General features: G+C 71.0%; 22 protein-coding genes. 11 read left to right on the forward strand and 11 right to left on the reverse strand.

The window, feature by feature from the left end; all coding sequences use genetic code 11:
• Positions 1–15 precede the first annotated feature (15 nt).
• Complete coding sequence (locus IEZ04_RS26235) at positions 16–837, reverse strand: Fic family protein (protein ID WP_189219433.1); 822 nt, start codon at positions 835–837, stop codon at positions 16–18.
• 142 nt (positions 838–979) lie between these two features.
• On the opposite strand from IEZ04_RS26235, the gene IEZ04_RS26240 reads away from it, so the two are divergent.
• Positions 980–1,960, forward strand: coding sequence for an ATP-binding protein (locus IEZ04_RS26240; protein WP_189219434.1), 981 nt, complete (start codon positions 980–982; stop codon positions 1,958–1,960).
• A gap of 51 nt (positions 1,961–2,011) precedes the next feature.
• Here IEZ04_RS26240 and IEZ04_RS26245 read toward each other — a convergent pair whose 3' ends face one another.
• Positions 2,012–3,280 carry a polysaccharide deacetylase family protein gene (locus tag IEZ04_RS26245; protein WP_189219435.1) on the reverse strand — a complete coding sequence of 423 codons (1,269 nt, stop codon included), beginning with the start codon at positions 3,278–3,280 and terminating at the stop codon, positions 2,012–2,014.
• A gap of 322 nt (positions 3,281–3,602) precedes the next feature.
• Between IEZ04_RS26245 and IEZ04_RS26250 the strand changes: the two genes are divergently transcribed.
• The 6 genes from IEZ04_RS26250 (at position 3,603) to IEZ04_RS35175 (ending at position 12,023) form a co-directional block, all read left to right on the forward strand.
• Positions 3,603–5,939 carry a SulP family inorganic anion transporter gene (locus IEZ04_RS26250; RefSeq protein WP_189219436.1) on the forward strand — a complete coding sequence of 779 codons (2,337 nt, stop codon included), beginning with the start codon at positions 3,603–3,605 and terminating at the stop codon, positions 5,937–5,939.
• 315 nt (positions 5,940–6,254) lie between these two features.
• Positions 6,255–8,210 carry an acetate--CoA ligase gene (acs, locus tag IEZ04_RS26255; RefSeq protein ID WP_189219437.1) on the forward strand — a complete coding sequence of 652 codons (1,956 nt, stop codon included), beginning with the start codon at positions 6,255–6,257 and terminating at the stop codon, positions 8,208–8,210.
• A gap of 219 nt (positions 8,211–8,429) precedes the next feature.
• Complete coding sequence (gene nhaA, locus IEZ04_RS26260) at positions 8,430–9,845, forward strand: Na+/H+ antiporter NhaA (protein ID WP_189219438.1); 1,416 nt, start codon at positions 8,430–8,432, stop codon at positions 9,843–9,845.
• Between the two features lie 200 nt (positions 9,846–10,045).
• Complete coding sequence (locus tag IEZ04_RS26265) at positions 10,046–10,525, forward strand: phage holin family protein (RefSeq protein WP_189219439.1); 480 nt, start codon at positions 10,046–10,048, stop codon at positions 10,523–10,525.
• A 242-nt stretch (positions 10,526–10,767) separates the two neighbouring features.
• Positions 10,768–11,715 (forward strand): alpha/beta fold hydrolase, encoded by a 948-nt coding sequence (locus tag IEZ04_RS26270; RefSeq protein ID WP_189219440.1) that lies wholly within the window; start codon positions 10,768–10,770, stop codon positions 11,713–11,715.
• Positions 11,716–11,843: 128 nt separating this feature from the next.
• Positions 11,844–12,023, forward strand: a complete 180-nt coding sequence (locus IEZ04_RS35175; RefSeq protein WP_229821284.1) for a hypothetical protein — start codon at positions 11,844–11,846, stop codon at positions 12,021–12,023.
• A gap of 19 nt (positions 12,024–12,042) precedes the next feature.
• On the opposite strand, the gene IEZ04_RS26275 is transcribed toward IEZ04_RS35175, so the two are convergent.
• The 3 genes from IEZ04_RS26275 to nth all read right to left on the reverse strand — a co-directional run bounded on the left by IEZ04_RS26275 (position 12,043) and on the right by nth (position 15,229).
• Entirely contained in the window at positions 12,043–13,242 is a 1,200-nt protein-coding gene (locus IEZ04_RS26275) for a MarP family serine protease (protein WP_189219441.1), read from the reverse strand.
• Between the two features lie 96 nt (positions 13,243–13,338).
• Positions 13,339–14,034, reverse strand: coding sequence for an NUDIX hydrolase (locus tag IEZ04_RS26280; protein ID WP_189219442.1), 696 nt, complete (start codon positions 14,032–14,034; stop codon positions 13,339–13,341).
• Between the two features lie 250 nt (positions 14,035–14,284).
• Positions 14,285–15,229 carry an endonuclease III gene (gene nth / locus IEZ04_RS26285; RefSeq protein ID WP_373296364.1) on the reverse strand — a complete coding sequence of 315 codons (945 nt, stop codon included), beginning with the start codon at positions 15,227–15,229 and terminating at the stop codon, positions 14,285–14,287.
• A 401-nt stretch (positions 15,230–15,630) separates the two neighbouring features.
• On the opposite strand from nth, the gene IEZ04_RS26290 reads away from it, so the two are divergent.
• Positions 15,631–16,305: a Crp/Fnr family transcriptional regulator gene (locus IEZ04_RS26290; protein ID WP_030573597.1), complete on the forward strand. Its 675-nt coding sequence runs from the start codon at positions 15,631–15,633 to the stop codon at positions 16,303–16,305.
• A 121-nt stretch (positions 16,306–16,426) separates the two neighbouring features.
• Here IEZ04_RS26290 and IEZ04_RS26295 read toward each other — a convergent pair whose 3' ends face one another.
• The 5 genes from IEZ04_RS26295 to sp36 all read right to left on the reverse strand — a co-directional run bounded on the left by IEZ04_RS26295 (position 16,427) and on the right by sp36 (position 19,179).
• Complete coding sequence (locus IEZ04_RS26295; RefSeq protein WP_189219444.1) at positions 16,427–17,257, reverse strand: MBL fold metallo-hydrolase; 831 nt, start codon at positions 17,255–17,257, stop codon at positions 16,427–16,429.
• The gene (locus tag IEZ04_RS26300; protein ID WP_189219445.1) at positions 17,254–17,466 is read right to left on the reverse strand and encodes a hypothetical protein; all 213 of its coding nucleotides are present in this window, start codon (positions 17,464–17,466) and stop codon (positions 17,254–17,256) included. Before IEZ04_RS26300 ends, IEZ04_RS26295 begins: the two co-directional genes overlap by 4 nt.
• Positions 17,463–18,341: an NUDIX hydrolase gene (locus IEZ04_RS26305; RefSeq protein ID WP_189219446.1), complete on the reverse strand. Its 879-nt coding sequence runs from the start codon at positions 18,339–18,341 to the stop codon at positions 17,463–17,465. Before IEZ04_RS26305 ends, IEZ04_RS26300 begins: the two co-directional genes overlap by 4 nt.
• Before the next feature lie 215 nt (positions 18,342–18,556).
• The gene (locus IEZ04_RS26310; RefSeq protein WP_189219447.1) at positions 18,557–19,024 is read right to left on the reverse strand and encodes a RidA family protein; all 468 of its coding nucleotides are present in this window, start codon (positions 19,022–19,024) and stop codon (positions 18,557–18,559) included.
• Positions 19,021–19,179, reverse strand: a complete 159-nt coding sequence (sp36, locus tag IEZ04_RS26315) for a Sp36 family protein (protein ID WP_003967454.1) — start codon at positions 19,177–19,179, stop codon at positions 19,021–19,023. Before sp36 ends, IEZ04_RS26310 begins: the two co-directional genes overlap by 4 nt.
• A gap of 106 nt (positions 19,180–19,285) precedes the next feature.
• Between sp36 and bagA the strand changes: the two genes are divergently transcribed.
• Together bagA and bagB are read left to right on the forward strand one after the other, a co-directional pair.
• Complete coding sequence (bagA, locus tag IEZ04_RS26320) at positions 19,286–20,263, forward strand: ATPase BagA (RefSeq protein ID WP_189219448.1); 978 nt, start codon at positions 19,286–19,288, stop codon at positions 20,261–20,263.
• On the forward strand, positions 20,260–21,777 hold the full coding sequence (gene bagB / locus IEZ04_RS26325; RefSeq protein ID WP_189219449.1) for an ATPase BagB: 1,518 nt from the start codon (positions 20,260–20,262) through the stop codon (positions 21,775–21,777). The genes bagA and bagB overlap by 4 nt, the downstream gene beginning before the upstream one ends.
• 229 nt (positions 21,778–22,006) lie before the next feature.
• Here the strand turns inward: bagB and wblA are convergent, their stop codons facing one another.
• Positions 22,007–22,345 (reverse strand): transcriptional regulator WblA, encoded by a 339-nt coding sequence (wblA, locus tag IEZ04_RS26330; RefSeq protein ID WP_030573555.1) that lies wholly within the window; start codon positions 22,343–22,345, stop codon positions 22,007–22,009.
• Between the two features lie 592 nt (positions 22,346–22,937).
• Here wblA and IEZ04_RS26335 point away from each other — a divergent pair.
• Positions 22,938–25,289, forward strand: coding sequence for a transglycosylase domain-containing protein (locus tag IEZ04_RS26335; RefSeq protein WP_189219450.1), 2,352 nt, complete (start codon positions 22,938–22,940; stop codon positions 25,287–25,289).
• Positions 25,290–25,415 lie beyond the last annotated feature (126 nt).

The raw sequence follows: 25,415 nt of genomic DNA on the forward strand, positions 1-25,415 counted from the left end.
ACTCGTGAGAGGGCGTCAGGCCGCTCCGCGCTGCAGGGCCTCGCAGACGGCCGTCGACTCACGGGCGCCGAGTCCGACCGCCTCGCCGCAGTGGGTGATCCAGGCGGACATGCCCTCAGGTGTGCCGGAGACGTAGCCCTCCAGCGCGGCGACATAGGCGGCGCGGCCCCGTTCCGCGTGGCCGACCTCGGCGGGACAGATGGACTTGGGGTCGAGTCCGCTGCCGACCAGGACGATGCGTTCGGCCGCGCGCGCGACGAGGCCGTTGTGGGAGCCGAAGGGGCGCAGCGCCAGCAGTTCGCCGTGCACGACGGCGGCGGTCACCAGGGCCGGGGCCGAACTGCCCGCGATGATCAGCCGGGACAGTCCGTCCAGACGTCCCGCGACCTCGTCGGCGTCCGGCAGCGGAAGGTCCACGAGCGGCTCGTCGACCTGTTCACCGTGCTGCCGGGGACGCCCCACGCGCGCGTCGCCGTCCGCCGCCGCCACCAGGTGCAGCCGGGCCAGCACGCGCAGGGGCGACTGCCGCCAGATGGACAGCAACTGACCCGCTTCGGCGGTCAGCCGGAGCGCCGCACCCATGACACGGGCTTCGTCGCCGCTGAAGTCACTGCGGCGGCGCACCTCCTCGAGGGCCCAGTCGGCACCGGCCAGCGCCGCGGAGCCGCGCGCCCCCCGAAGCGCCGCCTCCGAGGTGACCTCGTTGCTGCGACGGCGCATGATCCGGTGCCCGTAGACCCGGTCCACGGCCTTGCGCACGGACTCGACGGACTCGGCCACGCTGGGGAGCTCCCCCAGGGCCGCGAGGGGGTCAGCGGTCGCGCCTTTCGTACTCATGAGTACGACAGTACGCGCCCCGTCGCCCGGCCGTCTCCCGCCCGGTCGGGGCGCTCCCGCCCATCGCGCCCTCCCACACAAACGAGTGGTCTCACCCACCAAGCAGTCACCCAGGGAGGTCGGCACACTACGCTAGGTGAACATGAAAATTGCTTTCGTAGGGAAGGGCGGCAGCGGCAAGACCACCCTGTCCTCCCTGTTCATCCGGCACCTGGTTGCCGTAGGGGCACCGGTCGTCGCCGTCGACGCCGACATCAACCAGCACTTGGGGGCCGCGCTCGGCCTCGATGACGCGGAGGCCGCCGGGCTGCCCGCGATGGGCGACCGGCTGCCGTCGATCAAGGACTACCTGCGCGGTTCCAACCCCCGCATCGCGTCCGCCGAGACGATGATCAAGACGACTCCGCCCGGCCAGGGGTCCCGGTTGCTGCGGGTGCGCGAGAACAATCCGGTGTACGACGCCTGCGCGCGTCCGGTGAAGCTCGACGGCGGCACCGCCCGGCTGATGGTCACCGGCCCCTTCACCGACGCCGACCTGGGCGTCGCCTGCTACCACTCCAAGACGGGCGCGGTGGAGCTGTTCCTGAACCACCTCGTCGACGGCCCCCACGAGTACGTGGTGGTCGACATGACGGCCGGCTCGGACTCCTTCGCGTCCGGCATGTTCACCCGCTTCGACATCACGTTCCTGGTCGCCGAGCCCACCCGGAAGGGCGTGTCGGTCTACCGCCAGTACAAGGAGTACGCCCAGGACTACGGGGTCGCCCTGAAGGTCGTCGGGAACAAGGTGCAGGGCCAGGACGACCTCGACTTCCTGCGCGCGGAGGTCGGCGACGACCTCCTGGTCGCCGTGGGGCACTCGGACTGGGTACGCGCCATGGAGAAGGGGCGGCCGTCGGCGTTCGAGCACCTGGAGGAGGCCGACCGCGACTCCTTGCGCACCCTGCAGGCGACCGCGGACGTCACGTACCACCGACGGGACTGGGAGCGTTACACGCGCCAGATGATCCACTTCCACCTGAAGAACGCGAGCACATGGGGCAACGCGCGCACCGGAGCCGACCTGGCGGCACAGGTCGACCCCGGGTTCGTCCTCGGCGAGGGTTTCGCGGCCACGGCCTGATCCTCGCCTCGTGCCCGGCTTCCGGCGGCTGTCCGGCCGGCAGTACGGAGGTCACCGTCCGGCTGCCGGCGCACCGGGGACACCTCTCGGGGCGGGAGCGGGCTCGCCGCCCAGGAAGGTCTTCCAGCCCCGCTCCGGAGCCTGGCCGACCTTGAGGCTGCGCAGCTTGGCGAGGATCCTGGGGTCCTGTGCGTCGAGCCAGTCGGCGAGTTGGCGGAAGGAGACGCAGCGTACGTCGCGCTGGGTGCAGACCCTCTCGACGGTCTCCTCCACGGCACGCATGTAGGTGCCGCCGTTCCAGGACTCGAAGTGATTGCCGATGATCAGGGGTGCCCGGTTGCCGTGATAGGCCCGCCGGAATCCCCTGAGCAGGCCGTCGCGGAACTGGTCGCCCCAGTGGTCGTGCAGGTCCGGGTCCCCGGTCCGCGCGTCGGACTGGTTCATGTAGAAGTTGTAGTCCATGGTCAGCGTCTCGAAGCCGCGGCCGGGGACGGGAACGAGTTGCATCGACAGGTCCCACAGCCCCCGCTTCTTCTCGGGCCACACCTGGTCGTTGACACCGCTGCTGTCGTAGCGGAAGCCCAGGTCGCGGGCGGCCTTCCGGAAGTTCTCCCGGCCCTCGAGACAGGGAGTGCGGCCGCCGATCAGCTCCTTGTCGTAGTCGAAGGGCAGCGGGGCCTCCTTCCCGGCTCTCGCTGTGGTCCTCCAGGACTTCACGAAAGTCTTGGCCTGGCTGATCTCGCTCTTCCACTCGGCCACCGACCACTCGCCGACCCCTCCGCCCTCACCACAGAAGTGCCCGTTGAAGTGGGTCCCGATCTCGTTGCCCTCCAGCCACGCACCTCTCAGCTGCTTCACGGTGTCCCTGACGCCCCGCACATCGTTGAAGCCGATGTCCGAGCTGCCCGGCGCGTGCCGCGGCGGCTCGTACCGCTCGCTCCTCGCCTCCGGGAGCAGGTACACGCCGCTCAGGAAGTACGTCATCGTGGCGTCGTTCTCCCTGGCCACCTTGCGGAAGTGTGAGAACAGCCGCTGACCGTCCTCGCCCGCTCCGTCCCAGGAGAAGACCACGAACTGCGGCGGCCGCTGCCCCGGTCTCAACCGCTCGGGCCTGGGCAGATGCGGTTGGCTCCCGGTGTAGGCGGTCGAGCCGTCGCCGATCGGACGCATGACGCTGCCGGGTGCCGGAGCCGCGGCGGCCTTTCTCCCACGGCGCACGTCTCTCTCCGGACCGGCGCCACCGAGCGCGCAACCGGCGAGCGCCGGGGCGCAGACGGCGGCGAGCGCGACCCCTGCGGCGATCCTCTGGGGAGTGGCCATGGTGGTGCCACCTCCTTCCTGCAGTCGGGACATCGCTGAGCAACGTCGCACGAACCACTCGAAGGATTTGTACGACAAGCTGATAAAAAACACTATTCATTCCTTGGGGTGGTCTACTACCCCATTTGCGGCGATTATCCAGACCTGCCCTTTACTCTTGATTACGATTCATTTACCGAGCGTTGGGACATCCGGCGCTTCGGCTCGTCGAGACATCTCCAGAGATCCCGCCGCTTTACGCCGTGACCCACGGTCACCCGGCCCCGCTCATCCGCGGGGACCACCTGCTACGGACCGCGCCGCCCCGGAGGAGACGGGAACCATGCCAGCCTGCGTCCCCGCCCGAGACACCGAACCGACTCGGACGAAGAGCGCCCACCCACCCCACAGCCCCCCACGCGTCCCGCACCGGCGGTTCCGGGTCGAGGGCGCCGATCTGTCCGCCTCACTCGCCGTCTTCCTGATCGCTCTCCCGCTGTCCCTCGGCATCGCCCTCGCCACCGGCGCGCCTCTCCAGGCCGGTCTGGTCGCCGCCGCCGTCGGAGGCGTCGTCGCCGGGCGCATCGGCGGTTCCCCGCTCCAGGTCAGCGGCCCCGCCGCCGGGCTCACCGTGGTGACCGCCGAGCTCATCCAGCGCTACGGCTGGCGGACCACCTGCGCCATCACCGTCCTGGCCGGGCTCGCCCAGCTCGGGCTCGGGTGCCTGCGCGTGGCCCGTACGGCACTGGCCGTCAGCCCGGCGATCGTGCACGGGATGCTCGCCGGCATCGGCGTCACCATCGCCGTCGCCCAGCTCCACATCGTGCTCGGCGGCACCCCGCAGAGCGCCGTCGTCGACAACCTCCGCGCCCTGCCCGCCCAGCTGGCACGGCTGCACCCCGCCGCCCTGGTGACGAGCGCCCTGACCCTCGCCGTGCTGCTCGCCTGGCCCCGGCTGCCCGGCCGGGCCGGCCGCCTGCTGCGCAAGGCACCCGGCGCGCTCGTCGCCGTCGCCGCGGCCACCACGACCGCCGCCCTCGCCGGGCTGCACCTGCCCAAGGTCGACCTGCCCTCCTGGCACAGCCACGCCCTGGCCGGCCTCCCCGAGGGACCGGCGCTCGGTCTCGCCGCGGCCGTCCTCACCACCACGCTGGTGTGCAGTGTGCAGTCGCTGCTGGGCGCCGTCGCGGTGGACAAACTCGCGGCGGGACGGCCGGGCCTGACGCGGTCGAACCTCGACAGGGAACTGCTCGGCCAGGGTGCCGCCAACATCCTCTCCGGTACGCTCGGCGGACTGCCCGTGGCCGGTGTCGCCGTGCGCAGCTCGGCGAACGTGCACGCCGGCGCCGTGAGCCGCAACTCCACGATGCTGCACGGCCTGTGGGTCGTCGTGGCCGCGCTGCTGCTGGTCCCGATGCTCGAACTGATTCCCCTCGCCTCGCTCGCGGCCCTCGTGATGGCCGTCGGCGTCCAGATGGTCTCCCTCCACCACATCCGTACGGTCACCCGGCACCGTGAAGTGCTGGTGTACGCCGTCACCACGCTCGGCGTCGTGCTCCTCGGCGTCCTGGAGGGCGTCGCGGCGGGTGTCGCCGTGGCCGTCACCGTCGCCCTGCACCGGCTCGCCCGCACCCGCATCACGCACGACGAGGAGGACGGGGTCCACTTCGTCCATGTGAGAGGCCAGCTGACGTTCCTCGCGGTGCCCCGGCTGAGCCGCGCCCTGCACCTGGTCCCCCATGGCGCCGAGGCGGTGGTGGAGCTGGACGGCTCGTTCATGGACCATGCCGCCTACGAGACGCTGCAGGACTGGCAGAAGACGCACACCGCGCAAGGCGGATCCGTGGAACTCACCGGGCGCAACGGCGTGCGGATCGCCGAGCCCGCCGACGCGTCCGGCTGCCGGTGCCGCCCATGGACACCCTGGCGCAACCACCACTGCGAGAGCCCACGCCCCGCCGCGTCCGGCGAACAGGCCGAGGAGGTTCCGCACACCGTGCCCAGCTCGTACCGGCTGGCACGCGGAATCAGCGCGTTCCAGCGGAACACCGCTCCCCTGGTGCGCGGTGAGCTGGCCCGGCTGGCGCGTGAGGGACAGCAGCCCTCGCAGCTCTTCCTGACCTGCGCCGACTCACGGCTCGTCACATCGATGATCACGTCCAGCGGTCCGGGCGATCTCTTCGTCGTACGCAATGTGGGCAATCTCGTCCCCCTGCCCGGCGAGGAGAGCGGGGACGACTCGGTGGCGGCGGCGATCGAGTACGCGGTGGACGTACTGAAGGTGCGGTCGATCACCGTGTGCGGGCACTCCGGCTGCGGTGCGATGCAGGCCCTGCTGAACGCGGCTCCCGAAGCCGCCCGGACACCGCTCGCCCGATGGCTGCGGCACGGGCTGCCGAGCCTGGAGCGCATGGCGGACACGGAGCGGCCCTGGGCCCGGATCGCCGGGCGGGCGCCGGTCGACGCGGCGGAGCAGCTCTGCCTCAGCAACGTGCTCCAGCAGTTGGAGCACCTGCAGGCGCACGAATCCGTGGCTCGCGCTCTGCGCGAGGGCGGGCTGGAGCTGCACGGCATGTACTTCCATGTGGGCGAGGCACAGGCGTACCTGCTCACCGATGAGTCCGGGCTGTTCCACCACGTGGAGGCGCACGACTCCGAGGATCAGCGCGACTCCGCGTGACGTGAACCGCCGCGGTCGTGTGCTCCGGCGGTCTGCCGGAGCACACGACCGCGACCGGTTTCCGACAGGTTCGGCGCGGCCAGGACCGGGAAGTCGGCGTGAATCCGATCCTCTCCGACCCCGTCCGTCTTCCCGATCCCCCGCGCGCCCCGTCTGAACCCCGTCCGCCCCGCGTCCGTGACCATCAGTGGCCCCAACTGCGGAGCCTCCCGTCCACAGGTCTACACCACTAACCCGTCGACCCTTGTCAGCGGCAGCCTTGTCTGATGAGCTGTGGCCCGGGACACAACGGACACCCTGAGAAAGGGAGATGTCGTGAGCAACGAATCCTTGGCCAACCTGCTCAAGGAAGAGCGCAGGTTCGCACCCCCCGCCGACCTGGCCGCACACGCCAACGTCACCGCGGAGGCGTACGAACAGGCCAAGGCTGACAGGCTCGGCTTCTGGGCCGAGCAGGCCCGCCGCCTGACCTGGGACACCGAGCCCACGAAGACCCTGAACTGGTCGAATCCGCCGTTCGCCAAGTGGTTCGAGGACGGCAGGCTCAATGTCGCCTACAACTGTGTGGACCGGCACGTAGAGGCCGGACACGGCGACCGGGTCGCCATCCACTTCGAGGGCGAGCCGGGCGACAGCCGGTCCCTCACCTATGCCGACCTCAAGGACGAGGTGTCGAGGGCGGCGAACGCCCTGCTGGAGCTGGGCGTCCGGAAGGGCGACCGGGTCGCCGTCTACATGCCGATGATTCCCGAGACGGCCGTCGCGATGCTCGCCTGCGCCCGGATCGGCGCCGCCCACTCCGTGGTGTTCGGCGGCTTCTCCGCGGACGCGCTCGCGGCCCGCATCCAGGACGCCGACGCCAGGGTGGTCATCACCTCCGACGGCGGTTACCGGCGCGGCAAGCCGTCCGCCCTCAAGCCCGCGGTGGACGAGGCGGTCGAACGCGCCGGCACCGTGGAGCACGTCCTCGTCGTCCGCCGCACGGGCCAGGACGTCGCCTGGTCCGAGGGCCGGGACGTGTGGTGGCACGACGTCGTCGGGCGGCAGTCCGCCGAGCACACCCCCGAGGCGTTCGAGGCGGAGCACCCGCTCTTCATCCTCTACACATCGGGCACGACGGGGAAGCCGAAGGGCATCCTGCACACCTCCGGCGGCTACCTCACCCAGACGGCGTACACCCACCACGCCGTCTTCGACCTCAAGCCCGAGACCGACGTGTACTGGTGCACGGCGGACGTCGGCTGGGTGACCGGCCACTCGTACATCGTGTACGGACCGCTGGCCAACGGCGCGACGCAGGTCATGTACGAGGGCACACCCGACACGCCGCACCAGGGCCGCTTCTGGGAGATCGTGCAGAAGTACGGCGTCACCATCCTCTACACGGCGCCGACGGCCATCCGTACGTTCATGAAGTGGGGCGACGACATCCCCGCGAAGTTCGACCTGTCCAGCCTGCGCGTCCTCGGGTCGGTCGGCGAGCCGATCAACCCGGAGGCATGGGTCTGGTACCGCAAGAACATCGGCGCGGACACGACACCGATCGTGGACACCTGGTGGCAGACCGAGACCGGCGCGATGATGATCTCGCCGCTGCCGGGTGTGACGGAGACCAAGCCGGGTTCCGCCCAGCGGCCGCTGCCGGGCATCTCCGCGACCGTCGTCGACGACGAGGCGAACGAGGTCCCGAACGGCGGCGGTGGCTACCTGGTCCTGACCGAGCCGTGGCCGTCGATGCTGCGCACCATCTGGGGCGACGACCAGCGGTTCATCGACACCTACTGGTCGCGCTTCGAGGGCAGGTACTTCGCCGGGGACGGTGCCAAGAAGGACGAGGACGGCGACATCTGGCTGCTCGGCCGTGTCGACGACGTGATGCTCGTGTCCGGTCACAACATCTCCACCACCGAGGTGGAGTCGGCGCTCGTGTCGCACCCGTCGGTGGCGGAGGCGGCCGTGGTCGGCGCGGCCGACGAGACGACCGGTCAGGCGATCGTGGCGTTCGTGATCCTGCGCGGTACGTCCTCCGAGACCGAGGACCTGGTGGCCGAGCTGCGGAACCACGTGGGCACGACCCTCGGTCCCATCGCCAAGCCGAAGCGCATCCTGCCGGTGGCGGAGCTGCCCAAGACCCGCTCCGGCAAGATCATGCGGCGTCTGCTCCGCGATGTGGCGGAGAACCGCCAGGTCGGAGACGTGACGACACTGGCCGACTCGACGGTCATGGACCTCATCCAGACCAAGCTGCCCGCGGCGCCGAGCGAGGACTGAGTACGTCACTGGAGGGGCACCCGTTGCCAGTGGTGATGGGTGTCCCTCCCTGGCGCGCCCTGTGGGACACCCTCCGCATCAGCACCGGGGCCGGGCCTCCCGGCGCCCACCATTGGATAAGCTCAGGAACACATAACCGAACGAGAAGGTATTCGAGGCGCGCCGGGAAGTCTGGTCGGCAGATGATCAGCCCTGCCCACCGACCGGAGGCTCCCTCAGATGTCCGCCCGCCGTACCCCCACTCCCCCCGCGACCGCCCGCAGGTTCCTCGGCCGTCTGTCCCTGCCCGAGCGGAACTTCGTCGCGGAGGCGCTGCGCACCGAGACCGTCGGCGGTGTCCTCCTCCTGGTGGCCGCCGTCACGGCGCTGATCTGGGCGAACGTCCCCTCGCTGGCCTCCAGCTACGCAGCCGTACGGGACTTCCACCTGGGCCCCGCCGCACTCGGCCTCGACCTTTCCATAGGGCACTGGGCCGCGGACGGACTGCTCGCCGTCTTCTTCTTCGTCGCCGGCGTCGAACTCAAGCGCGAACTGGTCGCCGGTGAACTACGGGATCCCAAGGCGGCCCTCCTGCCCGTCGTCGCCGCGCTCTGCGGCATGGCCGCCCCCGCGCTCGTCTACACGCTCACCAACCTCGCCGGTGGCGGCTCGCTCGGCGGCTGGGCGGTACCCACCGCCACCGACATCGCCTTCGCCCTGGCCGTCCTCGCGGTCATCGGCACCTCGCTGCCCGCCGCCCTGCGCGCCTTCCTGCTCACCCTCGCCGTCGTCGACGACCTGTTCGCCATCCTGATCATCGCGGTGTTCTTCACCAGCGACCTGAACTTCGCCGCGCTCGGCGGCGCGCTCGTCGGTCTCGCCGTCTTCTGGTGGCTGCTGCGGAAGGGCGTGCGCGGCTGGTACGTGTACGTCCCGCTGGCCCTCGTCATCTGGGGACTGATGTACAACAGCGGCATCCACGCCACGATCGCCGGTGTCGCGATGGGCCTGATGCTGCGCTGCACGCGGCGGGAGGGCGAGGAGCAGTCCCCCGGCGAGCACATCGAGCACCTCGTACGGCCGCTGTCCGCCGGTCTCGCCGTACCGCTGTTCGCCCTGTTCAGCGCGGGTGTCGCGGTCTCCGGAGGTGCGATCGCCGACGTTTTCGCGCAGCCCGAGACGCTGGGTGTGGTGCTCGGTCTCGTCGTCGGCAAGACGGTCGGCATCTTCGCCGGGACCTGGCTGACGGCCCGGTTCACCAGGGCCACGCTCAGCGACGACCTCGCCTGGCCGGACGTGTTCGCGGTCGCCACGCTCGCCGGTATCGGTTTCACCGTGTCGCTGCTCATCGGCGATCTCGCCTTCGCGGGCGACGCGGAGCTCACCGACCGGATCAAGGCCGCCGTCCTCCTCGGCTCCTTCATAGCGGCCGTGCTGGCCACCGTGCTGCTGAAGGTACGCAACGCCAAGTACGCGCGGCTGCACGCGGAGGAGGAGCGCGACGACGACCTCGACGGCGTCCCCGACATCTACGAGCAGCACGATCCGGCGTACCACCTGCGCATGGCCGAGATGTACGAACGCAAGGCCGCCGAGCACCGCAGGCTTGCCGAAGTGGTGGGCAGGGCAGGCGAGCGGTACGACGGTCCGGCATGATCTGACAGGACCGTACAGAATTCGCAGGCACCCCGGAGCCGTACGAAGGACGCACGACGGAGCACGCGCAGTGGCCTTGGCGACAAGGCGCCGCGCGAGCCCTGCCGGCGGACCGGACCGTACGCAGACCCTCGCACGGCCGAGGCCGCACAGGCCTCACGGCCCCGGGACGCCGCAGGACGCGGAAGAGGGAGACTTCGATGAGCGCACCCGACGGCAGCCCGGTCGGCGCCGAACACAGCATCGGCCAGCTGTTCGCCTCGGCGACGACCGAATTGTCCGCACTGGTGCACGACGAGATCGCGCTGGCCAAGGCCCAGCTCAAGCAGGACGTCAAGCGCGGTGCGGTCGGCGGCGGCGCCTTCACGGCGGCCGGCGCGGTACTGATCTTCTCCCTGCCCATGCTGAGCTTCGCCCTCGCGTACGGCATCCGGACGTGGAGCAACTGGAACCTCGCCATCTGCTTCCTGCTGTCGTTCGCCGCGAACGTGCTGGTCGCCGGGGTGCTCGCACTGATCGGCGTCGTCTTCGCGAAGAAGGCCAAGAAGGGGCAGGGCCCGCAGAAGGTCGCCGCCTCGGTCAAGGAGAGCGCGAGCATCCTGCGACAGGCCAAGCCGCACCACCGTCAGCCGCAGTCGGCCGACGGCACCGTCGAGGCTGTGGCACGCTCGTCGTCATGACGGACCCCGCCCCCAACCCGGCATCCCCGGACTCCCCGGCGTTCCGGGCCGCCGCAGCTTCCCCGGCGTCACCAGCCGCCTCGGAGCCGCCCGCTCCCACGGGATCAGAGAGCGCCGCGGCGTCCGCGTCGGTCCCGGGCCCGGCGTCGCCGCCGGTTCCCGATACGGCGTCGCTCCCAGGCCCGGCAGCAGCTTCGGCGTCGGCTCCGGCTCCGGCTCCGGCTCCGGCACTGGCTTCGGATGTGACGCCGGTTCCGGCTCCGGCACAGCCCACGTCGGTCGTACGGCTCGACCTGCCCGGCGGGAAAGAGGTGACACACCGGGACGTCGCGGCCAACGGTGCACGCTTCCACATCGCCGAGCTGGGTGACGGCCCGCTGGTCCTCCTGCTGCACGGCTTCCCGCAGTTCTGGTGGACCTGGCGGCACCAGCTCGTCGCCCTGGCCGAGGCGGGCTTCCGAGCCGTGGCCATGGATCTGCGCGGCGTCGGCGGCAGCGACCGCACGCCCCGGGGTTACGACCCGGCCAATCTCGCGCTCGACATCACCGGCGTGGTCCGCTCCCTCGGCGAGCCCGACGCCGCGCTGGTCGGCCACGACCTGGGCGGCTATCTGGCGTGGACGGCCGCCGTGATGCGGCCCAAGCTCGTGCGGCGACTCGCGGTCGCCTCGATGCCGCACCCGAGGCGCTGGCGCTCCGCGATGCTGTCCGACGTGAAGCAGACGACCGCGAGCTCCTACATCTGGGGCTTCCAGCGGCCCTGGATCCCCGAGCGGCAGCTCACCGCCGACGACGGTGCCCTGGTGGCTCGTCTGCTGCGGGACTGGTCGGGACCGCGGCTCCCGGACGACGAGACGGTGGAGACGTACCGGCGCGCCATGTGCATCCCGTCGACCGCGCACTGCTCGATCGAGCCGTACCGCTGGATGGTCCGCTCGATGGCCCGGCCGGACGGCATCCAGTTCAACCGCCGTATGAAACGTCCGGTCCGGGTGCCCACGCTCCATCTGCACGGCTCGCTCGACCCGGTGATGCGCACGCGCAGCGCGGCCGGTTCCGGCGAGTACGTCGAGGCGCCCTACCGGTGGCGGCTGTTCGACGGCCTCGGCCACTTCCCGCACGAGGAGGATCCGGTGGCGTTCTCGGCCGAACTCATCAACTGGCTGAAGGATCCCGAACCCGATCGGTGACCGCGTGAACACGGTCGGTGGCCGGATCGGGACCACCGGCCGACGCCCGGAACACATGCCCGATGCATACCCCGATTGGGGGGCCTGAGAGCGGTTATCGACCTTGGGGCAGGGGCACACGTCCGGGTATGGGCTGGACGCACGATTACAGTGACGCAGCACGCAACCGCCGCTCGGCCTCGGAGCTGAGCTCCTACCAGGGGGGAATGCCGCAGCTCACGGGCACGAACCCGCAGTTGGGAATCCCGCGGATTCTGCGCCGCCGGGCCCGTTGGGTCTCGGCACGGCTACGTCACACACGTCCGTAACACACGCCCGTGATCCGGCCTACAGCGCGCAGCTGTCGCTGCCCACCTGCTGGTTGGCCGTACGTCCCGCGGAGATGTTGCCGCGGACCTCGTCCGCGGTGAGGGCGTAACCGGTGTCCGGGTCGTCCAGTGACTTGGCGAAGATCACGCCGTACACCTTGCCGTCGGGCGTCAGCAGCGGGCCGCCGGAGTTGCCCTGACGGACGGTCGCGTACAGCGAGTAGACGTCGCGGCGGACGGTGCCCCGGTGGTAGATGTCCGCGCCGTCGGCCGTGATGCGGCCGCGCACGCGCGCGGGGCGCACGTCGTACGCGCCGTTCTCCGGGAAGCCCGCCACGATCGCGCCGTTGCCGCTGACGGCGTCGTCCGTCGTGAACTCCAGCACCGGCGCGTCGAGATCCGGCACGTCCAGTACGGCGATGTCCCGCCGCCAGTCGTAGAGGACGACCGTGGCGTCGTACGTGCGGCCCTCGCCGCCTATCTGCACGGTGGGCTCGTCGACTCCGCCGACCACGTGGGCGTTGGTCATCACCCGCCGCTGGTCGAAGACGAATCCGGTGCCCTCGAGGACCTTGCCGCAGCTCTCGGCGGTGCCCATGACCTTGACGATGGACTTCTTGGCCCGGGCGGCGACCGCACCGCCGGCCAGCGCGGGATCGGGCGGCTGGACCTCGGTGATGGGCTCCTGGGCGAACGGGCTGAAGACCTGCGGGAAGCCGTTCTGCGCGAGGACCGAGGTGAAGTCGTCGAACCAGCTGTTGGCCTGATCCGGGAGGACGCTCTGCACGCCCAGCAGCAGTCTGGAGCCGCGCACCTCCTTGGCGACCGTCCGTATCGTCGTGCCCGCGAGGAGTGAGCCGATCAGCCAGGCGACCAGGAGCATCGCCACCACGTTGACGAGGGCGCCGCCGGTGGCGTCCAGGGCACGGGCCGGGGACCAGGTGATGTACCGGCGCAGTTTGTTGCCCAGATGGGTGGTCAGGGCCTGGCCTACGGAGGCGCAGACGATGACGACGATCACCGCGGCCACGGCGGCGGCCGTGCTCACCTCGGCGTCGTCGGTCAGCGCGTCCCAGACGACGGGGAGCAGGAGGACGGCGCCGAGGCCGCCTCCAAGAAAGCCGATCACCGACAGGATGCCGACCACGAAGCCCTGGCGATAGCCCACGACGGCGAACCACGCGGCGGCCACCAGCAACAGGATGTCCAGCACGTTCACCGCTTCACGCCTCGCCTCGTCACCTTGCGGTCGCCCATCCCCGCCCCGGGGCCCCGGAGACGGCCCCCGGAAGAACACAGCACGGCTGCCACCCTGTCATGCGCGCTGGTCGAGCGGCACCTGCCTGTCGTGGTCCCAGGGCAGCTCCCAGCCCGCGAAGTGCAGCAGGCGATCGATGATCCCGGCCGTGAATCCCCAGACGAGGGCCGATTCCACCAGGAACGCCGGGCCTATGTGCCCCCGGGGATGGACCGCCGTGGCCCTGTTCGCGGGGTCGGCGAGGTCCGCCACGGGGACGGTGAACACCCGCGCGGTCTCGTTCGGATCCACGACGCCCACCGGGCTCGGCTCGCGCCACCAGCCGAGCACGGGCGTCACGACGAAGCCGCTCACCGGGATGTAGAGCCGGGGCAGGACGCCGAAGAGCTGGACGCCGCCCGGGTCGAGCCCGGTCTCCTCCTCGGCCTCGCGCAGGGCGGCCCGCAGCGGACCGTCGGTGCCCGGGTCACCGTCCTCGGGGTCGAGGGCGCCCCCGGGGAAGGCGGGCTGGCCGGCGTGCGACCGCAGGGATCCGGCGCGCTCCATGAGCAGCAGCTCCGGCCCGCGCTCCCCCTCGCCGAACAGGACGAGCACGGCGGACTGCCGTCCCGCGCCGTCGGCCGGCGGCAGGAAGCGGCTGAGCTGCCGCGGCTCCACCGTCTCCACGACACGCGCCACCGGGTCCAGCCATGCGGGCAGGCCGTCCCTGCTCAGGCCCAGCCGTTCGTCGTGCGTGTCGCTCGCGTGCTTCATCGCCACCCCCGTCGCTCTGCTGCTCCCAACGTCCCCGCGAACACGGATCGTTCCACGTGTCCCTCGTGTGGGTGTGCCGCCGGGTTCCATTGACACGGGTGGACTTCCGGGACCCGCCGGGGCGGGTGGGCCGTCATGCCCCTCCTCCGACGCCCGGTACCGGTCCGGTACGCGCCACCGGGTACGGGGTGGCGGCGCCCCGCGGTCCGTGCTCCTCCCTCCCGGCAACGCCCCCGCCGGGCGGGTACCGTCACGCGGCCCCCAGCGGCGGTGCCGGGATGCCGCCCGCGTCCAGGTAGGCCTGCGGGGGCTTGAGGCGCTGGCCCGGAAAGCCGCCCTTCTCGTACTTGAGGAGCTTCTTCGCCTTCTCCGGGTCGGTCTCGCCCTCGCCGAAGGCCGGGCAGAGCGGGGCGATGGGACAGGCGCCGCAGGCGGGCTTGCGGGCGTGGCAGATACGGCGGCCGTGCCAGATGACGTGGTGCGAGAGCATCGTCCAGTCGCTCTTCGGGAAGAGCGCGCCGACGGCCGCCTCGATCTTGTCGGGCTCCGTCTCCTCGGTCCACCGCCACCGGCGCACCAGCCGCTGGAAGTGCGTGTCCACGGTGATCCCGGGCCGCCCGAAGGCGTTGCCGAGCACCACGAACGCGGTCTTGCGGCCGACTCCGGGGAGCTTGACCAGGTCCTCCAGCCGCCCGGGGACCTCACCGCCGAACTCCTCCACCAGCGCCTTCGACAGCCCGATCACCGACCTGGTCTTGGCCCGGAAGAACCCGCACGGCCGCAGGATCTCCTCGACCTCCTCCGGGTTGGCCACCGCCAGGTCCTCGGGGGTGGGGTACTTCGCGAACAGTCCCGGCGTCGTCTGGTTCACCCGCAGGTCGGTGGTCTGGGCGGACAGGACCGTGGCCACGAGCAGCTGGAAGGAGTTCTCGAAGTCCAGCTCCGGGTGGGCGTACGGGTAGACCGCGGCGAGCTCGCGGTCGATGCGGCGGGCGCGGCGGACGAGGGCGGTGCGCGACTCGGGCTTCGGTGCGCGACCGGTGACACCCGGCGCGCCGGCCGCCCGGCCGGACGCGGCCTCCTGTCCGGACGCCGCCGCCTTCTTGACGGCGGCCCTCTTTCCGGCGGCGCCCTTCCCGGCAGCGCTCTCCTCGGCGGCGCCCTTCCCGCCGACGGCCTCCGCGGACGCGGTCAGCTCGTCGGCGGCCTCCGCGCGCGCGGACCTGCCGGTCGTGGTCCTCTTCGCCGCGCTCTTCTTGGCTGCAGTCACCTTCGTACCCTTTGCCGTTTTCTTCGCTCCCCCGGGGTTCTGTTCGCCCACAGCGGAATCCCGACGTACAACCACCTGCCCAGCCCCTCAGGCCTGTGTGCTCACCGGTGATTTGGACACCCGGCCAGCGTAAGGCCCAGCAAGGACATCCGCCCCGGAGCCGGGAGATCGGCCCCCGATTGGACCCCTGCCGCGAGTACCGGCACACGGGTGCGGCATCCTTGTGACAGATCACACTGTTTGGACCGTCCGGCAAAATGGGGAGCTCGGTCCCCTGGTACACCGGGGAGCAAGATCCCCTGAGCAGGTCGACAAGGAGAGAACTCGTGGACGACGTTCTGCGGCGCGCCCCGCTCTTCGCGGCGCTCGATGACGAGCAGGCCGCGGAGCTCCGCGCCTCCATGAGTGAGGTGACCCTCGCACGCGGTGACTCGCTGTTCCACGAGGGCGACCCGGGAGACCGCCTCTACGTGGTCATGGAAGGCAAGGTCAAGCTCCACCGCACGTCCCCCGACGGCCGCGAGAACATGCTCGCGGTGCTCGGCCCCGGCGAGCTGATCGGCGAGCTGTCCCTCTTCGACCCCGGTCCGCGCACGGCCACGGCCACCGCGCTGACCGAGGTCAAGCTGCTGGGCCTCGGCCACGGCGACCTCCAGCCGTGGCTGAACGCGCGCCCCGAGGTGGCCGCCGCCCTGCTGCGCGCCGTCGCCCGGCGGCTCCGCAAGACCAACGACCAGATGTCCGACCTGGTCTTCTCGGACGTGCCCGGCCGTGTGGCCCGTGCGCTCCTGGACCTCTCCCGCCGCTTCGGCGTGCAGTCGGAGGAGGGCATCCACGTCGTCCACGACCTGACGCAGGAGGAGCTCGCCCAGCTCGTCGGCGCGTCCCGCGAGACGGTCAACAAGGCCCTCGCCGACTTCGCCGGCCGCGGCTGGCTCCGCCTGGAGGCCCGCGCGGTGATCCTCCTCGACGTGGAGCGCCTGGCCAAGCGGTCGCGCTGACCGCCCCTCCCGCCGTACGGCGACGGGTCCCGCCCCACGAAGGGGCCGGGACCCGTCGCCGTTCCCGTACCGGCGCCGAACCCTCGGTCCCGGCGGACCCTCGGTCCCGGCGGGGCGGGGCTCAGATGAGTCCGTGCTCCCGCAGGTAGTCCAGCTGGGCCCGGACCGACAGCTCGGCCGCCGGCCACAGGGAGCGGTCCACGTCCGCGTACACGTGCGCCACGATCTCGCCCGGCGTCCGGTGGCCGTCCTCGACGGCCGTCTCCACCTGGGCGAGCCGGTGGGCGCGGTGGGCGAGGTAGTACTCCACCGCGCCCTGGGCGTCGTCGAGGACGGGCCCGTGCCCGGGCAGCACCGTGTGCACGCCGTCGTCGACCGTCAGCGACCTGAGGCGCCTCAGGGTGTCCAGATAGTCCCCCAGACGGCCGTCAGGGTGGGCCACGACGGTCGTACCGCGCCCCAGGATGGTGTCGCCCGTCAGGACCGCCCGATCGGCCGGGAGATGGAAGCACAACGAGTCGGCGGTGTGTCCGGGCGTCGGTACGACGCGCAGTTCCAGCCCGTCGACCGCCACCACGTCGCCCGCGCCCAGTCCCTCGTCCCCGAGCCGCAGCGCCGGGTCCAGCGCCCGCACCCTGGTCGCCGTCAGCTCCGCGAACCGCGCGGCACCGCCGGCGTGGTCGGGGTGGCCGTGCGTGAGCAGGGTCAGCGCTACGCGCTTGCCGGCCTTCTCCGCCGTGTCGACGACGTGCTGCAGGTGCCCCTCGTCCAGGGGACCGGGGTCGACGACGACCGCCTCCGCGGAGCCGGGCTCGGACAGGATCCAGGTGTTGGTGCCGTCGAGGGTCATCGCGGACGCGTTGGGCGCGAGCACGTTGACGGCGCGCGCGGTGGCGGGGCCTGACAGGACCCCGCCCCGTGGCTGGCCGGGCAGGGCGGCGGCGTCGGTCATACGGGGACACGCTCCAGTGCGTCGGTCGGGAATCGATGGGCCGGGATCCGGTCGCGGCCAGTCGGGATCCGGTTGAAGTCAACCGAGAACCGGTCGAGGTCAGCCGGGGACCGGTCGGAGTCGGCCGGAGTGCGGTCGGCAGGGGGCGGCTGGTCGTCCGGGAGCCGGTCGTCCGAGAGCCGGTCGTCCATGAGCCGTCCGCGGGTCATGCGGGGGCTCCACCCGTGGGAGCGGTGGGGACGTGCTTGGTGAACTCGTCGTGGCCGGGCCAGGAGAGCACGATCCCGCCGTCCCGCAGCCGGGCCGTGGCCAGGACGGGCGTCAGGTCGCGCGCGGGCGCCGCGGCCAGCGCCTCGGCGGCCGTGGCGTACGCGGTGAGCCCGCGCAGCGTCGCGATGGTGGGCGGCATCATCAGCAGGTCGCCCCGGTCGTAGGCGTCGGCCGCGTCCCGGGGGCGGATCCACACGGTGCGGTCGGCCTCCGTGGAGGTGTTGCGAGTGCGCTGGCCCTCGGGCAGCGCGGCCACGAAGAACCAGGTGTCGTAGCGGCGGGCCTCGAACTCCGGCGTGATCCAGCGGGCCCAGGCGCCCAGCAGGTCGGACCGCAGCACCAGTCCCCTGCGCTCCAGGAACCGTGCGAAGGACAGCTCATGGGCGGCCAGCGCAGCGCGATCGGCCTCCCAGTCCTCACCCGTCGTGTCACCGACCACCGTGTCGGCGCTCGGACCCGCGAGCAGGACGCCCGCCTCCTCGAACGTCTCCCGCACGGCCGCGCACACGATCGCCTGGGCGGAGATCTCGTCGACACCGAGTCTGTCCGCCCACCACGCGCGCGTGGGGCCCGCCCAGCGGACGAGGTGGTCGTCGTCGCGTGGGTCCACACCGCCGCCCGGGTACGCGTACGCGCCCGCGGCGAAGGCCATGGAGGCGCGTCGGCGCAGCATGTGCACCACGGGAGTGCCGTCGGTGTCCTTCAGGAGCATGACCGTGGCCGCCCGCTTCGGGGCGACCGGGGTGATCGAGCCCTCGGCCAGCGCGCGGATGCGTTCCGGCCACTCCGGTGGGTACCACTGACCGTTCGCCATGGCCGGAGGCTATCCCTTGGCGCGCGGATGTTCGAGAGCGACATCGGTGTACGGGGGCGCCGTCGTACCGATCGCGGAGACGGGTCGACGGTCCGGGTCGACGGTCCCGGAGGACAAGCGGTGACCGGCGCCCTCGGGCTCAGGCGCCGGTCACCGCCCGCCTCCGCCGCCGTGGACACCGGCGCCCGTGCGGGACTCCGTGGCCACCGGCCCGGTCACGCCTGCGTCAGCTCCACCTGGATCTCGACCTCGACCGGAGCGTCGAGCGGCAGGACCGCCACGCCGACCGCGCTGCGGGCGTGGACGCCCTTGTCGCCGAGGACCTCGCCGAGCAGCTCACTGGCGCCGTTGACGACGGCGGGCTGGCCCGTGAAGTCGGCGGCGGAGGCGACGAAGCCCACGACCTTCACCACGCGCGCGATGCGGTCGAGGTCACCGGTGACCGACTTGACCGCCGCGAGCGCGTTCAGCGCGCAGGTACGGGCCAGATCCTTGGCCTCCTCCGGCGTGACCTCGGCGCCGACCTTCCCGGTGACGGGCAGCTTGCCGTCCACCATGGGCAGCTGGCCGGCCGTGTACACGTACACGCCGGACCGCACGGCCGGCTGGTACGCGGCCAGTGGCGGCACGACCTCGGGCAGCGTCAGCCCGAGGTCCGCCAGCTTCGCCTCGACGGCGCTCACGCCTTCTCCCGCTTCAGGTAGGCGACGAGCTGCTCGGGGTTGTTCGGCCCGGGGACGACCTGGACGAGCTCCCAGCCGTCCTCGCCCCAGGTGTCCAGAATCTGCTTCGTGGCATGGACGAGCAGCGGCACGGTTGCGTATTCCCACTTGGTCATGCGGCCGACTCTAGCCGCTGCCGTACACGGGTCACGTGGCCGAGTGCGGCCCCGTTGTCCACAGCCTCCCGCTTAGGACGTGGGCGGACTGGTTACGCTCGAATACGTGAGCAGGCTCCAGGTCGTCAGTGGCAAGGGCGGTACCGGAAAGACCACGGTCGCCGCAGCACTCGCGCTCGCCCTCGCGACCGAGGGAAAGCGCGCCCTCCTGGTCGAGGTCGAGGGCAGACAGGGCATCGCGCAGCTCTTCGAGACGGAGGCGTTGCCGTACGAGGAGCGGAAGATAGCCGTGGCGCCGGGCGGCGGGGAGGTGTACGCACTCGCCATCGATCCCGAACTGGCCCTTCTGGACTACCTCCAGATGTTCTACAAGCTGGGCGGCGCCGGCCGGGCCCTGAAGAAGCTCGGTGCCATCGACTTCGCCACCACCATCGCGCCGGGCCTCAGGGACGTGCTCCTGACGGGCAAGGCGTGCGAGGCGGTGCGCCGCAAGGAGCGGGACGGCCGTTTCACGTACGACTACGTGGTGATGGACGCCCCGCCCACGGGACGCATCACCCGCTTCCTGAACGTCAACGACGAGGTGGCGGGCCTGGCGAAGATCGGCCCGATACACAACCAGGCCCAGGCCGTGATGCGTGTCCTGAAGTCGCCGGAGACGGCGGTGCACCTGGTGACGCTGCTGGAGGAGATGCCCGTCCAGGAGACCGCGGACGGCATCGCGGAACTGCGCGCCGCGCGGCTGCCGGTGGGCCGGATCATCGTGAACATGGTGCGGCCGACCGTGCTGGACTCCGCCGATCTGGAGTTCATGGCGGCCGCCTCCCGTCCCGCCGTCGCGCGGGCGCTCTCGTCCGCCGGGCTCGGCGGCGCGCGGCGCGGCGGCGGCGCCGAGCGGCTGGTCCAGCCACTGCTGGGGCAGGCCGAGGAGTACGCCGAGCGGCACACCCTGGAGCAGGAGCAGCGGGCCGTACTGCGGGAGGCCGGCCTGCCGCTGCACGAACTGCCGCTGCTCGCCGAGGGCATGGACCTGGCGGGCCTGTACGAACTGGCCACGGAACTGCGTCAGCAAGGGATCTCATGAGTTCGGACCCGGCCGCCACGCACGACTCGGCCTCCACACACGGCTCGGCCTCCACACACGATGCGACCCGTCCGCAGGGCACGCGGAGCACGTGGGCCACACAGGACACGCCCGGCCCCTCCCGTGCCCACGACCCCCACCGCTCCATCCGGCCGGTCCGTGCGCTGGCGGTCGATCCGCTGCTGGACGACCCGGCGACCCGCATCGTGGTCTGCTGCGGCTCCGGCGGCGTCGGCAAGACGACCACGGCGGCGGCCCTGGGACTGCGGGCCGCCGAGCGCGGCCGCAAGGTCGTCGTGCTCACCATCGACCCGGCCCGTCGGCTGGCACAGTCCATGGGCATCGACTCCCTGGACAACGTGCCCCGCCGGGTGAAGGGCATCGACGACAGCGCGGGCGGCGAACTGCACGCCATGATGCTCGACATGAAGCGCACCTTCGACGAGATCGTCGAGGCGCACGCGGACCCCGAGCGGGCGGCCGCCATCCTCGGCAACCCCTTCTACCAGTCGCTCTCGGCGGGCTTCGCGGGCACGCAGGAGTACATGGCGATGGAGAAGCTGGGGCAGCTCCGCGCGCGGGACGAGTGGGACCTGATCGTCGTCGACACCCCTCCGTCGCGTTCGGCGCTGGACTTCCTGGACGCCCCGAAGCGGCTCGGCTCCTTCCTGGACGGGAAGTTGATCCGGGTGCTGCTGGCGCCGGCGAAGATGGGCGGGCGCGCGGGGATGAAGTTCCTCAACGTCGGGATGTCGATGATGACGGGCGCCCTGGGCAAGATCCTCGGGGGACAGCTGCTGCGGGACGTGCAGACGTTCGTGGCCGCCATGGACTCGATGTTCGGCGGGTTCCGCACGCGCGCGGACGCCACGTACAAGCTGCTGCAGGCGCCCGGCACGGCGTTCCTGGTGGTGGCGGCGCCCGAGCGGGACGCACTGCGGGAGGCCGCGTACTTCGTGGAGCGCCTGGCCGCCGAGGACATGCCGCTGGCGGGTCTGGTGCTCAACCGGGTCCACGGCAGCGGTGCGGCGCAGCTGTCCGCCGAGCGAGCGCTCGCCGCCGCGGAAAATCTTGACGAGGTCCGCATTGTGGATCAGCAGAGCGGGAAAGTAGGACTTCGTAGCTCTTCCGACACGTATGACAGTCCAGAACCGCCCGCATCCGAGGGTTCCGCGTCCGAGGCTCCCGCACCCGAATCCGGCTCCCCCGCCGAAGATCGGGCCGCCACCGACCGGGCCACTGCCGACGGGCGATCCACCGCCGACGACCGGACCGTCGAACAACTCACCGCAGGCCTGCTGAGGCTGCACGCCGAGCGCATGCAGCTGCTCTCCCGCGAGCAGCGCACACGCGACCGCTTCACCGCGCTCCACCCCGAGGTGGCCGTGGCGGAAGTGGCCGCACTGCCCGGTGACGTCCATGACCTCGCGGGGCTACGGGACATCGGAGACCGGCTCGCGGCCATACGCCCCGAGCTCCCCGAGTCCGGGGTCGAGGTCGAGACCGGCGCCTGAGCGTCTCGGGACATGCCTGCTCCAGGACCCTGACCGCGCCGCCCGCCGGCCGGTCGGGGCCAGACCGGGACCGGGTGCGACACCCTAGGGTGCTCGCCACCTTGAGATGCCCGAAGCAGTCCCGCGCGAGCGAGCCCGTGGTTCGCGTGAGCCCCTATGCCGGCGATCCCGCTGATCCCGGTATCGCCGCTACTCCTGGTGCTCCCGCGCACGGGGAATGGAGCAGTGCTCAGCCCACCGCCGCGTAGTTCTCGTACGTCTCGTCCTCGTCGAGGGGCAGCAGGCCGGCGCCGCGCTCGTACTCCGTACGCGCCGTCTCCAGCAGCCTGCGCCATGACGTGACGGTCGGCCGCCTGCGCAGCAACGCACGGCGTTCACGCTCCGTCATGCCTCCCCACACGCCGAACTCGACGCGGTTGTCCAGCGCGTCGGCCAGGCACTCCGTACGCACCGGGCATCCGGTGCACACCGCCTTGGCCCTGTTCTGCGCTGCTCCCTGCACGAACAGTTCATCCGGATCGGTAGTGCGGCAGGCAGCCTGCGCACTCCAGTCGGTTACCCAGCCCATACCGGCGCCGTCCTCTCCCGAATCGAGGCTCCCCCACGGCGGCAGACGGCATATTCACCGCCGCCAGTTGAGGACGTTACGGAAGGTGGGCACAGTGCAACACCCCCTTCGGGCCCAATCTTGAATGGCCCGAACGGACTATGCGTAAGCGGCAGATCACCCGCAGGAGTGACCTGAGGACATACGTGACCATCCCGTCAGACTGGGACAGTTGTGTTGCGCCACATCGGACGGCTGGTGACACACAAGGCGGATTCGGACACGCATCCGGGAAAAGGGGAACCGGAGTTGGAACGATCCGGGGTCGCCAGACGTACTTGATACATGGGTCTACTGCTGTGACAACCGAGAGCAGCTTAGGCCAAGGCATGGACATGTGTCCGGCGAATTAGAACGTTGGCACTTGTCCTCGGCATGCCGACCGGCGGTGTCACCGGGTCGCCCGCGGCGACACCGGGCGACCAGCGGCAATGGCGACCGGCGGCACCGCCGGGCGACCGCCCGCCCCCGGACGTCACGATCCGGTACTCGAACATCCCGAGGACCGATTGCTCCCTCGGAACCCCCATGACTACGGATTAGGCTTCCCTTCATGGCAAACAAGCGCTCGGGCGGTGGTCTGTCACCCACGCAGCAGGCCGCCAGGTTCCTCGGTGTCAGCGTGCTCGCGGGGGCCGTCATGGCGGGCATCGCCCTGCCCGCGGTCGGCGCACTGGGCCTGGCCGCCAAGGGATCGGTCGAGGGATTCGACGAGATCCCGTCCAATCTGAAGCGCCCGCCGCTGAGCCAGCGCACGCAGATCCTGGACAGCCAGGGCGGGCAGATCGCCACGGTCTACTCCCGTGACCGCACGGTGGTCGACCTCACGGACATCTCGCCGTACATGCAGAAGGCGATCGTCGCGATCGAGGACTCGCGGTTCTACGAGCACGGCGCGGTCGACCTCAAGGGCATCCTGCGCGCCCTGAACAAGAACGCGCAGAGCGGCGGCGTCGAGGAGGGCGCGTCGACGCTGACGCAGCAGTACGTGAAGAACGTCTTCGTGGAGGAGGCCGGCGACGACCCGACGAAGGTCGCGCAGGCCACCCAGCAGACCCTCGGCCGCAAGATCCGCGAGCTGAAGTACGCGATCCAGGTCGAGGAGGAGCTCGGCAAGAAGAAGATCCTGGAGAACTACCTCAACATCACCTACTTCGGCCAGCAGGCGTACGGCGTCGAGGCCGCCTCCCGGCGCTACTTCTCCAAGTCCGCCAAGGACCTGGAGCTCCAGGAAGCCGCCCTCCTCGCCGGCATCGTCCAGGCCCCGACCCGCTACGACCCGGTGAACGACGAGGCGACGGCCAGGAACCGCCGCAACGTGGTCCTCCAGCGCATGGCCGAGGTCGGCGACATCACCCAGGCGCAGGCCGACGAGGCCAAGAAGACTCCGGTCGAGCTGGACGTCAGCAGGCCGAAGAGCGGCTGCATCACGGCGGTCAAGGGCGCGGGCTTCTTCTGCGACTACGTGCGCGAGGTCTTCCTGACCGATCCGATCTTCGGCAAGACCAAGGAGGACCGGGCCGCGGTCTGGAACCAGGGCGGTCTGACGATCCGCACCACGCTGGACCCGCAGGCCCAGGAGTCCGTGCAGCAGTCGGTGCAGGACCACGTCGACCAGGACGACGACGTGGCGACCGCCGCGACGATCGTCGAGCCCGGCACCGGCAAGATCCTGGCGATGGGCCAGTCCCGGCCGTACGGCGTCGACAGCAAGAAGAACGAGACGACGCTCAACCTCTCGGTCGACGAGGACATGGGCGGCGGCGCCGGGTACCAGCCCGGTTCGACGTTCAAGCCGATCGTCGCCGCGGCCGCCATCGAGCGCGGCACGCCGGCGACCAAGACGTACTCCTCCCCGTACGAGATGGACTACCCGAGCCCCGTGGCCACGTGCGACGGCAAGCGGTGGGTGAACGACGACAAGAAGCCCGCCGAGCTGTCCAACGAGAACGAGTCCGAGGTCGGCCCGTACGGCATGAAGGAGGCGACCGCCCTCTCGGTCAACACCTACTTCGTGCAGCTGATCAGCGACATCGGCATCTGCCCGGTGACCGAACTGTCGAAGAAGATGGGCGTCGAGCGGGCCGACGGGGACAAGATGCCCGAGGTGCCGTCCATCGCGCTCGGCACCCAGGAGGTGTCGCCGCTGACGATGGCGAACGCGTACGCGACCTTCGCCTCCCGCGGCACGTACTGCACTCCGGTCGCCATCGAGTCGATCACCCAGCGGGTCGGCGGGAAGACGAGCTCCCTCGACGTGCCGAAGTCGACCTGCTCGCGTGCGATGTCGGAGAAGACCGCCGACACCGTCAACACGCTCCTCCGGGGCGTGGTCGAGGACGGCACGGGCACGCAGGCGGGTCTCGGCAGCCGCCCGAGCGCGGGCAAGACGGGTACGACGGACTACCGCTACGCGGCCTGGTTCGTGGGCTACACGCCGAACCTGGCCGGTGCGGTCTGGGTCGGCGACCCCGCGCACGACCGGCAGATGGTGAACATCACCATCGGCGGCCGGTGGCACGACAAGGTGTACGGCGGTGAGGTTCCGGGCCCGATCTGGCGCGACATGATGTCCGGCGCCCTCGAGGGCAAGGAGGCGCCCGACTTCAACCTGGTCGACATTCCCAGCGGCGGCGGTGGCGGTCGCGACCGGGGCGACGACGGCAACAACGGGGACGGAGCCGGGAACGGCGGCAACGGCTGGGACGGCTGGCCGGGCGGCAACGGAAACGGCGGGAACGGCAACAACGGCGGCGGCAACGGGAACGGCGGCAACAACGGTGGCAACGGCGGCACCGGTGGCTTCATCACCGGAGGCACCGACGGCGGCACCTTCCCCGAACCCGACTTCTCGCTTCCGGGGAACATCTTCCAGGGACAGGGCGACGGAGGTCGCTTCGGCTGACCGTCGGCGGTGACGTGACAGAGGCGGAGGCGGGGACGGTGACCGGCCGGTCACCGTCGGTCACCCCGGCATGTGCACGGCGGTGGGGCGCTCTCCGGACTGACCGGGGAGCGCCCCACCGTCGTA

Source organism: Streptomyces ruber, from assembly GCF_014648075.1.
GTDB classification, from domain to species: Bacteria; Actinomycetota; Actinomycetes; order Streptomycetales; family Streptomycetaceae; genus Streptomyces; species Streptomyces ruber.